The following is a 14944-nucleotide window of genomic DNA, read 5'->3' as shown; positions in this document are numbered from 1 at the left end:
TTAGCTCCTGATCGCCCAGAAGGCGAGGTCGAGGCCCGGAAAGGCGCCGGAGACATGAAAGGCGAAGCCACCGGATTGCTCGAGCTGGGCGATGTCGGTGGCGCTGAGTTCGAGGGCGAAATAGGCCTTGTCGGTATGGAAGGGCAGCTGACGCGGCGCGACCGGCAGCGGTTTGAGGGTGAGCCCTGGCAGGTGCAGATTCACCAGCTGGCGGATGCGCTCCACCGGTCCCACCTTGAGGTGCGCCGGCAGGCGCTGACGCAATTCCTCGGTGCTGCACTCGGCCCCGGCGATGAGCACGAAGCTGGCGCTGGCTAGCAGACCGTGGTCCTGCAGGGGCGCGACCTGGATGCCGTACTGACGCTGTTGCAGGGGCAGTGGCAGGGCATGCTGTTCGAGCACCATGGACAATGCCTGGCGCAGGGCCTGGAACAGCGGTGCGAAGCTGCCGGACTGATCGGCGTGGCGATAGTGAAGGTCCAGTGCAGGACGCCGGTCGGCAGCCGCGAAGGTAGCTAGCTCCCCGTGCAGGGCGAGCAGTTCGCGAAAGAGGCTGCGTGGATGCAGTTGTTCATAATCCAGGCAGTGACGCAGAACCGCTTCATGGCGATTGACCAGTTGCAGCAGCAGGAAGTCACCGATCTCCGCGGTGCCCAGGCTGCCAGCCTGGCGCAGGCGTTGAGAAAGTACCTCGCCGCGATGGGCGAGCAGGGAGGCGACCTCCTTGAGACCCGCCAGCAGAGGCTCGGCCGCCCGCACCTGGATGACGCTGGGGGTAAAGGCGGTATCCAGCTCCAGGCTGCCGTCTGGCGCCGTTTCCAGTAGCTGACAGACCTGCAGGCGGACATAGGCGTCCAGTCGCGGATGGCTATCGAGCAGCAGCCGGAAATCGGGACGTCCGCAGGTGACCGCCCCCCGCTCGCCGAAACCGGCATGGGAGTCGGCGATCTCGCTGTCGACGCTCAGGTAACGGGCGATGACGTCGTCCTGGTCGACTGGACGGCTCTCCAGGCGCTGGCCGCTGGTCAGGGGGAGCGCCAGCCAGACCGCACTGTCGCGGGTATTGGTTGGTACATCGAGAGCCAGGGGCTCGCCGTCGGCACCCAGTTCGAAGAGGGTGCCATCGGGCAGGATGCCACTGGCCTGGCTGACCACTACCTTGCCCATGGCGAAGAATTGGCGATCGAGAGTCAGCTCGAAAAAGCCCCATGCCGGCTCGCCCAGGCGACGGGTACGAATCTGCAGCTGCTGGGCGTGATAGCGGTCGTTCTGCTGGAAGTGCTGCGGCCGCAGCAGCATGCCTTCCTGCCAGATCACCTTGAGTTGCTGCATGGCCTACTCCTTGATCGGCGGAGCGGCCTGGATGCCATCCGCCGTGAAATCCAGGCGGATCTGCGCCAGCGCCGCGGGCCTGAGCTGGACGACCTGCCGCCACTGGCTGCCGCCCAGGTTGCGGTAGGCGCCATAGATGCCGACGTAGCGGCTGGCGTCCTGCACCCTCAGCTTGAGTTCGCGTGACTCACCGGGCCGTAGCTCGACTTCTTCCTCGGCGACCCAGTCGGGAGCCAGGGTCTGCTTGGCGTTTTCATAGAGGGAAAAGAATTCGGCATTTTCGAAGCCGACCGGATTCTTCAGTTCGATCAGGCGCACCACCAGTGGCGAGGGCCGGCCGTTGAGGTCGGGATTGAGGTCCTCACCGCCCTTCAGGGTCAGGTCGAGGCGGGTCGGATCAGGTGCCCTGGGGCTGGTGCAGGCACCTAGCAGCAGGGCCAGGCCGAGCGCGCCGAGGCGTAATAGGGTGTTCATATCAGCGTCCTTGCTGGGTGGGGTTGAGGGTGGCGATGAGGCGGACCTGCTCGGTGTAGGCCTGGGCGAAGTCCTTGGCGAACAGCCGTTCGCGCCAGTCGTCGTCCTGGTGCAGTTCGCGATACTGGCGCTGCCAGGCACGCCAGAGTCTGGCATCGCGCCCCCAGCGCGGGCGTCGACCGTCACGCTCAAGGCGGGCTTCGCACTGGGCCGGTGCCAGCTGTTCAAGGGTGGCCAGCACCGCCTGGCGACTGGCCGCGACCAGGCCGACCTGATGGGCCTGAAGTTCGCGGCAGGCACGAAGCAGAGCCTGGTCCGCGGTGAGCTGGCCGGAAGCGCTGGGGCGCAACAACTGACTCAAGGCCGCGTCGCCGTCGGCCGCGAAGGCCAAGGGGTTGTTGCCGCTGCTCTGTACCGTGGTAAGCGGCAGCCGCAGTTCATTGCGCGTTTCGTTGCGGGTCCGCAGGCAGCCGTGCAGGCCCTGGGTCGCCAGGCGCAGCAGGCGCGCGACCTCGAGTGCCAGGGTTTCACGCGCCTCCTGGTCGAGGTCGGCAAGCTCCAGACCCAGGGCCACCCCGAAGGCCTTCCAGAACGTTGGTGTCTGGCGCTGCGGAGCCGCCGCCGGGCGCTCGACCGGAGCCGGAGCGCTGTGCTCTACCAGAGCAGGAATGCCTAGGCTGTCCAGATCGACCCGGGCATAGTCGCTGCGAGTAATGTCAGTGGCGAAGGGATCCAGACCCTCGAGCTCGTCGATGCCGTGAGGATCGCGACGCTCCAGCGCCTGCAACGGATCCAGTTCGAGAAAGGCGTCGTCCGGGATCAGTCCAGGGGCACTGGTTGGGACCTGGAAATCGTCGGCGAACCCGGACGGATCGCGGACCAGGCGGGCAGCGAGGGCGAAGGTGCCTAGGGCGAAGGTCTGGCCATGCTGGATCCGCCAAGGCTCGCCCTTGGTCAGACGCTGACCATCGGCAAGCTGGACGCCATTGCTGCTCAGGTCGGTGAGAAAATAGTCGCCTTCGCTGTAGCTGATGCGGGCGTGCTGACTGGACAGCACCCGCTGCGGATCGGGCAGGTACCAGTCGCAGTCTTCGCTGCGGCCGATGAGTCCGCCAACGTGGCGAAAGGTCTTTTGGGTGAGCATTCCGGGGGCGTGCGCTCGACTGCCGACCAGATCGAATACCAGTTCCATGGTCTTGTCCTGTCCTAGGTGAGGCGGTGGGGTGTCTGGGGTTCGCCCAGGGGGCGATAGTCCTGCAGATCCCCGGGCGACGAGGTGCAGGCGGCCATGGCGAGCAACGTCAGCAGCAACAGGGAGCGAAGTAGCGCAGGCATGGGGCGTTCCTCTAGGAAAGTTGCAGATCGGCGCTGCGGATGCTCAGTCGCTGCAGGCGATAGAGCAGGGTGCGGCGCGGCAGTCCCAATTCCTGGGCAGTTTGGGTCTGGTTGCCGCGGTTCTTGCGCAGGCAGTCCATCAGCAGGCCGCGTTCGAGCTGATCCAGGCGCTCACGCAAGGTCAGGCTGCCGGCATTGCCGGTCAGGGCGGCGGAGCGGATGGCAAAGTGTTCGGGCAACAGCTCGTTGCCGTCGCACAACAGGACGGCGCGCTCCACCAGCCCCTTGAGTTCGCGGACATTGCCGGGAAAGGCATAGCCCGCCAGCAGGTCCAGGGCGGCGCTGGACCAGCGACAACGTGACCGCTGCAGGCATGCGCAGGCCTGGTCGGCGAAGTGCCGGGCCAGCAGCGGCAGGTCCTCGCCGCGCTCGCGCAGGGGCGGCAGCTGAATGGGAAAGTGAGTGAGGCGATAGTAGAGATCCTCACGAAAGGTGCCCTGCTCGACCAGCCGCACCAGTTGACGATGGGTCGCCGCAACGATGCGTACGTCGACCCTGTGGGTTTCGGCACTACCCAGCGGGCGGACCTCGCCTTCCTGCAGCACGCGCAGCAGCTTGGCCTGTAAGGTCAGCGGCATATCACCGATCTCGTCGAGAAACAGGGTGCCGCCATTGGCCGCATCGAACAGACCGGCGCGATCGCGCTCGGCACCGGTAAAGGCGCCCTTGCGATAGCCGAAGAGCTCGCTTTCCAGCAGGTGCTCGGGCAGCGCCGCGCAGTTCTGCACCACGAAGGGCTGGGTCCGTCGCGAGCCCCGTTCGTGGATGGCCCGAGCCACCAGTTCCTTGCCGGTGCCGGTTTCACCGGTCAGCAGCACGGTGATGGGGCTGTGCAGTATCTTGCCGATCAAGCGATGGACCTGCCGCATGGCGCCGCTATCGCCAAGCATGCCGAAGCCATCGCCCACTGCCGGTGACGTTGGCCTTTCCGTTACGGCGCCCAATGGCTGAGTCTGGGCGCGCTCTAGCAGCTGGCTCTGCGCCAGGGCGAAGCATCCGAGCGGTGTCAGTACCTCTGCATGGGTTTCCAGTTCGCGGCGGCAGCGGCTGGCCTGTACCAGCAGACCCTCGACGCTGCCCGACGGGCCAGTCAGGGGTAGGCAACCAAGGCTGCGCCAGCCGTCGCCAGGCAGGAAGGTAGTGGTGTGCAGCAGCGGGTCCAGCTCACGCAGGTGCAGGCTGCGATTCTGCGAAAGGCAGTAGTGCAGCAGACTCTCCTGCTCCAGCGGCAGGGCGTTACCGGCCATGGCGGCGGTGCTGTCCAGACTTTGTGCCAGGCACACCAGTTGGGTATGAGTGGCGTCCAGACGGTAGTACTGCACCAGGTCGAGCCGGGCCAGACGCTGGATGCCTTCCACCAGGCCGAGGGCGAGTTGGGCGGGGTCTTCGTGCTGGCCGAGCGCGATGAACAGGGGCAGCATGGCTTCTGGCGCGGGGGACGGGATCATGCCGCCACCTCACAGCGGAAATCACCCTGGTCGTTGCAGGTGAGGTGCAGCCGCCCTGGCGTCTGACCACGGGCGAGGGCGTCGAGCAACTGGTCGGTAAGCAGCGGCAGCACTCGCTGCTCCAGGAGTAGGTCGATCCGGCGAGCACCACTGTCGGCGTCCAAGCAACGTGCCGCCAGGTCCTCCAGTAGGGCCGGGGCATAGCTGAAGGCGACCTGGCGGGCGGCCAGCCGGACGCCGAGTCGTTCGAGCTTGAGCACGATCAGCTCACGCAGCAGCTCGGCATCTAGCGGGTAGTAGGGCACCACGCGCATCCGCGCCAGCAGGGCAGGCTTGAAGTGGCCTGTCAGGGTGGGGCGAATCGCCTCGGTCAGTTGGGCCACGTCCGGACGTACGTCGGCGCACAACCGCTGGATCTCGCCGCTGGCCAGATTGGAGGTCAGCAGAAAGAGCACGTTGCGGAAGTCGATCTGCCGGCCCTCGCTGTCGGTGGCCTGGCCACGGTCGAAGATCTGGTAGAAGAGGTTGAGTACCTCGGGATCCGCCTTTTCCACTTCATCCAGCAAGACCACCGAATAGGGCTGGCGGCGCACGACCTCGGTGAGCAGACCTCCTTCGCCATGGCCGACATAGCCGGGCGGTGCGCCGATCAGGCGCGACACGCTATGTTTTTCCGCGAATTCCGACAGGTTGAGAGTGGTGAGAAAGCGCTCTCCGCCATAGAGCAACTCGGCCAGCGCCAGGGCGGTCTCGGTCTTGCCGACCCCGCTGGGGCCGACCAGCAGGAAGACGCCGACCGGCGCCTCGGGAGCGTTCAGACCCACCGCGGCTGCGCGCAGGGCGCGATCCAGGGCGACCACCGCCTGCTCCTGGCCACGCAGGCGTCCGCGTAGATCGCTGGCAAAGCGGGCCAGGCGCTGGTCATGGCGACGGGCGAGTTGGTCGACCGGGAGGCCGGTCCAGGCCGCGATCACCTCCGCCACGAGGTGCGGGCAGACCTCCAGGTTGACCAGGCGCCCATGCTGGCGTTGCAGCTGCTCCAGCTCTGCCTGGGTCGCTGCCAGCGCAGCGCTGACCGAGGCCGTACGCAGGGTCAGGATGCGCTCGGCCAGCTCCCGCTGGCGTTCCCAGTCGGCCTGCAGCGCAGTGGCTGCCAGGTGCTCGGCGTCCCGCAGGGCGGTAAGGCTATCCAGATGGCCGGGCGCGACGGGCAGACCGAGATCGGCATCGCGGCGGGTGGCGGAGAGCGTGCGCTCGGTAGCGGCCAGGCGTGCGCTCAAGGCATCCAGGGCCGGAGGCGGGCTGGCCAGGCTGATACGCACCCGGGCGCAGCAGGTGTCGAGCACATCCACGGCCTTGTCCGGCAACTGGCGCCCGCTCAGATAGCGGGCGGCCAGCTCGGCGGCGGCCACCACCGCATCGTCGCGCAGATAAACGCCATGGCCCTCGGCATAGGTCGGCGCCAACCCACGCAGGACGGTGATGGCGGTGGCGACGTCGAATTCGTCCAGCCTTACCGGCTGGAAGCGCCGCGCCAGGGCCGGGTCCTTTTCGAAGTACTTCCGGTACTCGCCCCAGGTGGTGGCGGCGATGGTGCGCAGCTCGCCGCGCGCCAGGGCAGGTTTGAGCAGATTGGCCGCGTCCGAGCCCCCGGGCTGGCCACCCGCACCGATCAGGGTATGAGCCTCGTCGATGAACAGGATGATGGGGTACGGTGCCTGGCGTACGGCATCGATCACACCTTGCAGGCGGCGTTCGAATTCGCCCTTGACGCTGGCGCCGGCCTGCAGCAACCCGAGATCGAGACTGCGTATTTCCACCCGGCGCAGACTGTCGGGCACCTCGCCTGCCGCGATGCGCAGCGCCAGCCCCTCGACGATGGCGGTCTTGCCAACGCCGGCTTCGCCTACCACGAGGGGATTGTTCTTGCGCCGCCGCGAGAGGATGTCCACCAGTTGCCGGATCTCGGCCTCGCGGCCCAGCACCGGATCCAGGCGCCCGGCACGGGCCTGGCCGCTGAGGTCATGGGTGAAGCGGTCCAGAGGGGACTCGCTGATGACCGGTGGCCCCTCGGGCCGCTGAGCCCTGACGAAGTCCAGGAGCTGCGCGGCATCCACCCGCTCCAGCAGGCGACCGTAACCTGTGCCCAATAGCCGCTCGGGATGGCGCAACAACGCCAGCAGCAGGGCGGCGCTATCGGTCTCAGCCCGTTCCAGTTCGAGACGGGCGAGCAGCACGGCATCCTGCAGCCACAGCAGCAGTGCAGGATCGAAGACCGGGTCGCCGCCTTCTCCATTGCCCTGGCGCGGCTGCAGCGTCGCGGCGAAATCCACCGGGTCCAGGTCAGCCGCTTTCAGCGCGCGAGTGAGCAGTCCGTCGCGGGATTCCAGCAGGACCGCCAGCAGGTCTTCGATCAGGATGTGCCGGCCGCCTCGACGGACGCAGCGCTGCGCCGCCTGTTCCAGGTCCTGGCGCGCGGTCACGGAAAGGCTGTTGATAAGGAGGTTCAGGTCCAGGGTGAGCATGTTGATCGTCCTTGATTAACGGTGGCAGGCCAGGGTGACCTGACCCTTGGCTCGGCCGAGGCCGAGCCAGGTGGTCCAGCCGAGACGGCAGGGGCTGGCGGCTTCCAGCCGCCATTGCCGCAACGCGTCCCGCCGCAGATGCAGGCGCAGGTCGTAGTCCAGCTGGTCGCGCAGGGTGAAATTCAGCAAGGCACGCACGGCGGCGTACCGACTGCCCCCGGGCAGGAATGAATGAAAGGCTTCCCAGTCCAGTTCGAGCACGTGCAGGCGAAACTTGCCGCCACGATCGCGCACCTGCACACCCAGGACGGCTGTCTCTCCGAGCTGGGCGCTGGCCCGCCCGAGATGCGCGCGTTGTTCTGGGGGAATGACCACTGCGCGCTCCAGGCACTGCTCCAGCTGCAGCTCGGGCTGCTCCAGGTAATAGCGCAGCACCGCTTCGATCAGCGTCGCCGAATGCACCTTGAGGCTGAGCAGGCCGAGATAGGGCAGCAGGCGTTTCCAGTTCAGCTCCGGCGCCTGGCGCAGGCTGCTGTCGCCCAGGCCGATCAGACTGAACAGCCGGGCCGACAACTCGTCACGCGCGCCCTCTCGGAAGCGGGCGTGATAGCGATACTTGCGCCAGATCTGCAGCAGCAGCCGGTGCAGCCGGTGATTGAAGAGGTCGAGGAAGTCGCGGGTGGTACGCCCTTGTTCGCCATCGCTCAGCGCCTGTTCGCTGTAGAAAGCCGGCAGCGGCGAACCGCTGCCCATCAGGGCGCCCAGGTTGAGTTGCAGGCGGGCGCGCAGCCCATCGGCGTCCTCGACGAAGTGCAGGCGCTCGATATCGCTACCCGGAAAGGCCAGGCTGGGGTTGGCATGGAACTCCAGCCGTTCATAGAGCTGCTCCTCCGAGAGACTCGGCATCAGGCCCTGCAACTGCAGGAGCACCTGTCCGATACCCTGGAAAAGCGCGTACTCGCGAATCTCGCGGCACAGCGCCGAGCGATTCAGATCAGCGGCTGCTGACCCATGCGCGGTGTCCATAGATACACCTCTCCCTGCAGGCTGCGAACGCTGAGTTGATGGAAGGAATTCAGGCTGGCGTAGAGCGCGAAGAACTCGTTGAGTACGCTGGCGAACAGGTACAGCTCGCCCTCGCTGCGAAAGCCGCTGGCATCCATGTCCAGCTGGGTGGCGATACCGCGGATCGGCAGGCCGCGGTAGAGGCGATCCACCGGGCGATGGCTGATGCCCTGCAGGGCGGCTAGGCGCTGGTGACTGATGCGCTCGGCCTGCCGGTCGTGCTGACTGGGCAGGTCGTAACTGGCCAACACCGTACGCAGGGCCGCGACATCGGTGAGCGACAAATAATTGAGCGATAGATTGGAAACCAGCTGCCACAGCCGGTTGCCGGACAGCACCGGCGCATGACAGGCAGTTGGGGCGGCCAGATTGCGAAAGCCCAGGCCACCCGGGGTATTTTCGGTGGGCAGGCACAGATCACCGGCGCGCAGGCGCTGGGGCAGGTTCTGGTTGGTGCAGGTCAGTTCGATGGACAGGGTGTCCTGATCGGTACCCGGATCGCCAAACGCCAGATAGGTATCGATGCCGCCGTGCAGCAGGGCACTGCGCTGGCGTACGGCATAGTGCGGCCGACAGCTCTGGCCGCCGAAGCTCAGGTCGTGGGCAAAGGATTCGAAGGGTAGATAGTCACGATGGCCCAGGCCGCCCGGTTGCCAGCCGGTCACCCGCTCCACGGCAAAGACCCCCAGGTGTTCGCGGCCGTGGCCGGCCGGAAACAACGGGTACTCGTCGCGCTTGCCGTCGAGGCGGATCGGCAGGGCGTCATGGCGGAACAGATTGACCACCGGGACGCAGTGCAGGCGCAGGTTGTCGCGACTGGGGAGCCGCGGCTGCCGGGCGATCCGGGCGATGTCGAAGCGCACCTCCAGCCCGCGGATCTGGCGGCGCACCGGGTCTGCCAGTTGCTTCAGCTTCGTCATTCCCTGAATCGAGACGAAGAGGAATTTCTCCGGAAAGGCGAAATATTCCTGCAGGTGGCGATAGCCGCGGAAGGCATTGGGTGGATAGGGCAGCAGCGCCTCGTCTTCGCCGAAGCCCAGCGGCTGGACCTGGTCGCGAGCGAGCGGCAGGACGAGTTCGCTGCCCTGGAGGTCAGTCAGCGGCTGGCGTTCGGCATCCAGGGGTACCAGGCTCAGGCCGTCCAGTTTGTGCAGCAGTGCAAGATAGAGATCCTGACTAAGCGTGCGATCGCCCGCCAGATGCAGCGGCAACTGACGCAGGTCCAGCGTGTCCAGGGTGCCATTGCCGGTGATCTGCAGGCGCAGCGTCAGGCGCGCGCCGCTGCCCTGCTGGGCAAGGCTCAGCTCATCCACGCGTAGCGGTTGGATGGCGGTGGTGAAGCAGGTTCGAAAGCGGCAGCTCACCTCGTCCAGCGCCCGGGATTCCACTTCCGTTCCACGTGGAACCTGAATGGCCGCGCCTGGTGCTGGTAGCGGATCGAATTCGAGGATGGCGCAACTTGGCAGGGGCCGTAGATAATGGGGCCAGAGCAGGTTGAGCAGCGAATGGGTCAATTCCGGCAACTCGTCGTCGAGCTTCTGCCGCAGCCGACCAGTGAGAAAGGCGAAGCCTTCCAGCAGGCGCTCGACATCTGGATCCTGACCAGCCTGGCCCAGAAAGGGTGCCAGCGCAGGATTGCGTTCGGCGAAGCGCGCGCCCAGCTGACGCAACTCGGCCAGCTCGCTCTGGTAGTAGTGATTGAAGGACATGGACCTATCCCTGGCTGACCTTGACCTGGCCGCTGCCATCCAGGCTCGCGGTGAAACGGATGGGGCACCGCTGGCCGTCGAGCTCGAGCTGGCCTTCGAGGGCGAACGCCAGGGTGGTGCCTTCCCGCTGCAGCGGCAGCACCTTCACACCGGACAGGCGCGGCTCGTAGGCGGCCACGAACGCCTCGATGGCCAGCCGCGCACGCTGTAGCGAGTCGTGCAGCGACAGCCGCAAGTCATTGAGGTCGGGCAGTCCGTAGTCGACCTGGATCGGGACGCTGCCGGCACGGGTGCTGAGCATCTTGGCCAGGTGGGCGGCCACCGAGGCGCTCAAGGCGTCGGCGGACGCGCCCCGGCTGTGCGCGCTGCCCGGACCGGCCAGGCGTTCGAACAGACTGCCGTAACTCATGAGCCGTTACTCCTTGTCCAGCTTGCCGACCAGCGACAGGGTGAAATCGGCGCCCTGGTACTTGAAGTGCGGTCTCACGCTCAGGCCCACGCGGAACCAGCCCGGATTACCCTCGACATCGCTGACGCGGATGCTGGCGGCACGCAGCGGTCGACGACCGCGCACCTCGGCGCTGGGGTTTTCCTGATCGGCGACGAACTGACGGATCCACTTGTTGAGTTCCAGCTCGAGGTCGGTGCGCTCCTTGGTGCCACCCAGTTGCTCGCGCTGCAGCACCTTGAGGTAGTGGGCCAGGCGGCTGACGATGAACAGATAGGGCAGCTGGGTACCCAGCTTGTAGTTCAGCTCAGCTGCCCGACCTTCTTCGCTGTTGCCATAGAACTTGGGTTTCTGCGTCGAACAGGCGGAAAAGAAGGCGGCATTGTCGCTGCCCTTGCGCATGGTCAAGGCGATGAAGCCGGCATCGGCCAGCTCGTATTCGCGACGATCGGAGATCAGCACCTCGGTGGGGATCTTGGTCTCGATCTCGCCCATGCTCTCGAAGTGATGCAGCGGCAGGTCTTCCACCGCGCCGCCGCTTTGCGGACCGACGATATTCGGACACCAGCGGTACTTGGCGAAGCTGTGGGTCAGGCGGGTGGCGAAGGCGTAGGCGGTGTTGCCCCAGAGGTAGTGGGCATGGTCCCGGCTGACGTTTTCGCGATAGGCAAAGGTCTTGACCGGATTCTCTTCCGGATCGTAGGGCGTGCGTAGCAGGAAGCGCGGCAAGGTCAGGCCGACATAGCGCGCGTCTTCCTGCTCGCGGAAACTCTGCCACTTGGCGAATTGCGGACCGTCGAAGTGATCTTTGAGGTCCTTGAGGTCGGGCAGACCGGTAAAGCTTTCCAGGCCGAAGAAGCGCGGACCGGCGGCGGCGATAAAGGGCGTATGAGCCATGGCCGAGACCGCTGCCACCTGTTGCAGAGTGCGGATGTCCGGTGCGGTGGGATCGAAGTCGTAGTTGGCGATGATGGCGCCGACCGGCTCGCCACCGAACTGGCCGAATTCGGCGGTATAGACGTGCTTGTAGAGGCCTGACTGGACGATGTCCGGCGAATCCTCGAAGTCTTCCAGCAGATCCTGCTTGGAGACGTTGAGCATCTCGATCTTGTTGTTCTCGCGGAAGTCGGTGCGCTCCACCAGCAGGTGCAGGCCGCGCCAGGCCGCCTCCAGCGACTGGAACTCCGCGTGGTGGAGGATCTCGTCGACCTGGCGGCTGAGCTTCTCGTCGATCTCGGCGATCATTCGATCGACCAGTGCCTTCTTGACCGGTTGCTGGGCGTTTTGCGGCTTGAGCAGCTCTTCGATAAAGGCGGAGATGCCGCGTTTGGCCACGCCATAGCCCTCGTCGTGGGGCGCGAGGCGAGTCTCGGCGATGATGCGGTCGAGGATGCCACGGTCTTCAGCGACGTCGGCAGCGGGTTGCGGGAGCAGGGTAGCGGTCATGATGATCTTCCTGATCAGACGTCTTGATTCGGCAAGCCGAGTTCGCCGAGCACCGTGGCCCGGGCGACCGGATCGGCGAGCACCTGCTCGATGGCCCTGCGGAACGCCGGGGCGTTGCCGAGCGGCCCCTTGAGCGCCACCAGGGCATCGCGCAGATCCATCAGTTGCTTGAGTTCGGGCACCTGCTGCACCAGCCGCGCCGGGCTGAAGTCGGCCATGGCCTTGAGGTCGAGCTGGACGGCCAGATCGTCCTGGCTGTCGTCCTGCAGGCGATTGGGTACCGCCAGGGTCAGGCCCAGCTGCTGCTTGGCCATCACCTCATCGAAGTTGTCCTTGTCGACGGCTACCGGCTTGCGGTCTTCGAGCTTGCGGTCGTCGGCTCGCTGGGTGAAATCGCCCAGCACCATGAGCTTGAGGGGCAGTTCGAGTTCTTCCTCGGCACCGCCGCTGGCGGGTCGAACCGTGACGTTGATGCGTTCTTTCAGGGCAACCGAGCCTTCTTTGGCCATGTGTTTCTCCTTGGGTATGAGGACAAGCCTCAGTCGAGAGCCGCTTCGAGATCGAGGCGGCAGAGTCGCGGACGCAGCTGTTGCAGCTGCATCCGGCTGTCGGCGGTGGCGGGAAGGGCTTCCAGGCACTGGCGGCGGGCCTGCAGGATCTCCAGCGCCAGTTGCGGCTCCCAGTGCGCCAGCAGGGCGCCGTGTTCGGCATCCAGGGCCGCGAGCTGAAGGTGTGCCAGTTCGAACTGGCGGGCCTGGATCAGCAACCGGACGCTGGCCAGATCCCACAGCAGGCGCTGGCGTTCGCCCTGGGCACTGCAGCTGCGCTGCCGCAGGTGGCGCACGGCGCTCCTAAGGCCGCTCGCGCGCAACTCCCCCAGGGCTTCGGCAAGGGCTTCGCTCCAGCTGTCCTGGCACGCCTCGCTTGAGGCGGAGACGGGTTGCGTCGCCTTAGCCGCCGTCAGACCGGACAGCCAGAGGCGGGTCTGGGCATCGGCAAAGGGTTGCCCGTCATGGAAGGCCAGGGCTTCCAGGCCTGGCAGCCGTTCCAGCAGCAACATCAGCGGCCACTCGATCTCTCGACAACTCATTGTCGCACCGAGGGCCTGCAGGCACTCCCAGGCCAGCCGCTGGCCATCCAGCCAGAAAGGCGCCCGCGTCAGGCTGACCTCCAGTTCGCCGAGCAGCAGAGAAAAGTCACCGGCGGCCTGGCACTCCTGAAAATATCTCAGGCGATCAGCTGGCAGGCCGCGCAAGCCGGTGACACCCCGGGCATCATGAGCGGGCAGACTGTCGATGCCGCTCCACAGCAAGGCGCGATTCAGCCGCAGGGCGCGGTGGTCGCCGCTCCGCTGACGTAGCCACCAGCCGCTCAGCGTGCGGGCGCTTTCCTGTAGCTGGCGCAGCAGACGATGGGCGTCCTTGTCCGAGTCCAGCGGGCCCTGGAGGGCCTGAGCGGTCACGACCGGGCTAGGTGACAGGGCTGCGATGGTCGACTCCGCTGGAGCGGTGGATTGGATCTGGCGACGTCGTTGCTCATCGAGGCGACGTACCAACGGCAACAGCAGCGGAGCGGCCTCGCCCAGGCGCGGCTGGAGGAGTGCCTCCAACTGGCCGAGCTGGGTACTGAAGGTCTGTAGCCAGTATGCTTCCAGCGTCGTCAGGGCGGCGTTATCGAAGACGCCTTCCAGGCGGATCTGGAGCCAACCGAGCGCCGCGGCGCGAGTACGCTCCTTGCGGGGGTAAAGATCCTGCCAGTGAGCCTCCAGCAATCGCTCAAGCAGAGCCAGGCCGGCTTCCAGCCCCGTCCAGTTCCGGGTGCAGTACAGGGCCCAGGTCAGCCAGACGGCGACGCGCAGGTCCTTGGAGTGCTCACGCAGAAAGGTGGTCGCCTGCTCGGCCGTGGACTCCCAGTCCGGCATGACGTCGCGATGCAGCGCCTGGGTGTTCTGACAGACCGCTTCGAGTCTCTCGAACTCGGGGCTATAGCGGCGATCTTCCCCGGCGAAGTTGTCCGTGGTGATGGGTTGATCGGCGACCGCTATATAGTTCTGGGCGAGCGAAGACAATAAAGTCATCCATGACCTCACGGGATTGAAGTTCTATTCCTTGAACTTCTTAATACGAACATTACTGGAGAGCTTTTCGCCTGCTGCTGGGCAGCTATTGGCTCAAAATGTTCTAGAGGCGCATCCTAGAGCGGTTTTATGAGCTTTGGTAGCAAAAAATTGTGATCTATGTCCAATTTTTATTGCTTAATTCTTAATGAAAAATAAGCCTATTTAGTGAAGTGACAAAAATTGTCCGAACTAACTGTGAAAACCTGACAGTCATCTTCAGTTTTAAAAGATATGATAAGTCACAACTATAAAGTTATATTTTAAGTTGGGCCGGGCTTGCCTGTTCGCGAAGCTATTAAAGCCATCCATATTCCGCCATCGACAGCGGCTCCCCATCCCCCACGATGAAGTGATCCAGCACCCGCACATCGACCAGCGCCAAGGCATCCTTGAGTCGTGTGGTGAGCAGACGGTCGGCCTGGCTGGGTTCGGCGATGCCGGAAGGGTGGTTGTGGGTGAGGATGACGGCAGCGGCGTTGTGGGCGAGGGCGCGCTTGACCACCTGGCGGGGGTAGACGCTGGCGCCGTCGATGGTGCCGTGGAACAGGGCTTCGAAGGCCAGCACCCGGTGGCGGGTGTCGAGGAACAGGCAGCCGAAGATTTCGTGGGGTTCGTGGCGCAGGCGGGCCTTTAGATAGTCGCGGACCTGCTGCGGGCTTTCCAGAGCCGAGTCGCGTTTGAGGCCTTCGGCCAGGTGGCGGCGGCCCATCTCCAGGACCGCCTGCAACTGGCTGAACTTGGCCGGGCCGAGGCCGAGGTGAGCGCTGAAGGCGGCGAGATCGGCCTCCAGCAGGGCTCTGAGGCTGCCGAATTCCCCGAGCAGCTGGCGGGCGAGGTCGACCGCGCTTTTGCCGGCTACGCCGGTGCGCAAGAAGATCGCCAGCAGTTCGGCGTCGGTGAGGGCCTGGGCGCCTTGTTCCAGCAGTTTCTCCCGCGGCCGTTCCTGGGCCGGCCAATCCTTGATGCTCATGGACGCTCCTTGT

13 protein-coding genes are annotated in these 14944 nt (G+C 65.5%); all 13 read right to left on the bottom strand.

The features are described from left to right. The 13 genes from tssK to radC all read right to left on the bottom strand — a co-directional run bounded on the left by tssK (position 1) and on the right by radC (position 14931). Positions 1-1332, bottom strand: coding sequence for a type VI secretion system baseplate subunit TssK (tssK, locus tag DBY63_RS07820; RefSeq protein WP_108582746.1), 1332 nt, complete (start codon positions 1330-1332; stop codon positions 1-3). A gap of 3 nt (positions 1333-1335) precedes the next feature. Further along, entirely contained in the window at positions 1336-1806 is a 471-nt protein-coding gene (gene tssJ, locus DBY63_RS07815; RefSeq protein WP_108582747.1) for a type VI secretion system lipoprotein TssJ, read from the bottom strand. A 1-nt stretch (position 1807) separates the two neighbouring features. Then, on the bottom strand, positions 1808-2998 hold the full coding sequence (gene tagH, locus DBY63_RS07810; protein ID WP_108582748.1) for a type VI secretion system-associated FHA domain protein TagH: 1191 nt from the start codon (positions 2996-2998) through the stop codon (positions 1808-1810). Positions 2999-3012: 14 nt separating this feature from the next. After that, complete coding sequence (locus DBY63_RS07805; RefSeq protein ID WP_108582749.1) at positions 3013-3141, bottom strand: type VI secretion protein; 129 nt, start codon at positions 3139-3141, stop codon at positions 3013-3015. Between the two features lie 11 nt (positions 3142-3152). Next, the gene (locus tag DBY63_RS07800) at positions 3153-4622 is read right to left on the bottom strand and encodes a sigma 54-interacting transcriptional regulator (RefSeq protein ID WP_256326391.1); all 1470 of its coding nucleotides are present in this window, start codon (positions 4620-4622) and stop codon (positions 3153-3155) included. 23 nt (positions 4623-4645) lie between these two features. Continuing rightward, a complete protein-coding gene (gene tssH / locus DBY63_RS07795) occupies positions 4646-7174 on the bottom strand; it encodes a type VI secretion system ATPase TssH (RefSeq protein WP_108582750.1) in 2529 nt (842 codons plus the stop codon). A gap of 15 nt (positions 7175-7189) precedes the next feature. Beyond that, positions 7190-8200, bottom strand: coding sequence for a type VI secretion system baseplate subunit TssG (tssG, locus tag DBY63_RS07790; RefSeq protein ID WP_108582751.1), 1011 nt, complete (start codon positions 8198-8200; stop codon positions 7190-7192). Continuing rightward, positions 8164-9948 carry a type VI secretion system baseplate subunit TssF gene (tssF, locus tag DBY63_RS07785; protein WP_108582752.1) on the bottom strand — a complete coding sequence of 595 codons (1785 nt, stop codon included), beginning with the start codon at positions 9946-9948 and terminating at the stop codon, positions 8164-8166. The genes tssG and tssF overlap by 37 nt, the downstream gene beginning before the upstream one ends. 4 nt (positions 9949-9952) lie before the next feature. Next, positions 9953-10357, bottom strand: coding sequence for a type VI secretion system baseplate subunit TssE (tssE, locus tag DBY63_RS07780; protein ID WP_108582753.1), 405 nt, complete (start codon positions 10355-10357; stop codon positions 9953-9955). A gap of 6 nt (positions 10358-10363) precedes the next feature. Beyond that, on the bottom strand, positions 10364-11842 hold the full coding sequence (tssC, locus tag DBY63_RS07775; RefSeq protein ID WP_108582754.1) for a type VI secretion system contractile sheath large subunit: 1479 nt from the start codon (positions 11840-11842) through the stop codon (positions 10364-10366). Positions 11843-11856: 14 nt separating this feature from the next. Further along, the gene (tssB, locus tag DBY63_RS07770) at positions 11857-12351 is read right to left on the bottom strand and encodes a type VI secretion system contractile sheath small subunit (protein ID WP_027598639.1); all 495 of its coding nucleotides are present in this window, start codon (positions 12349-12351) and stop codon (positions 11857-11859) included. Between the two features lie 29 nt (positions 12352-12380). Next, positions 12381-13910, bottom strand: coding sequence for a type VI secretion system protein TssA (gene tssA, locus DBY63_RS07765; protein WP_158541721.1), 1530 nt, complete (start codon positions 13908-13910; stop codon positions 12381-12383). 346 nt (positions 13911-14256) lie between these two features. Then, the gene (radC, locus tag DBY63_RS07760) at positions 14257-14931 is read right to left on the bottom strand and encodes a DNA repair protein RadC (RefSeq protein ID WP_108582756.1); all 675 of its coding nucleotides are present in this window, start codon (positions 14929-14931) and stop codon (positions 14257-14259) included. Positions 14932-14944 lie beyond the last annotated feature (13 nt).

The sequence above is a fragment of the Pseudomonas sp. RIT411 genome (assembly GCF_003057735.2).
Classification (GTDB): Bacteria; Pseudomonadota; Gammaproteobacteria; order Pseudomonadales; family Pseudomonadaceae; genus Chryseomonas; species Chryseomonas oryzihabitans.
This window is presented reverse-complemented; position numbering and strand designations above follow the sequence as displayed.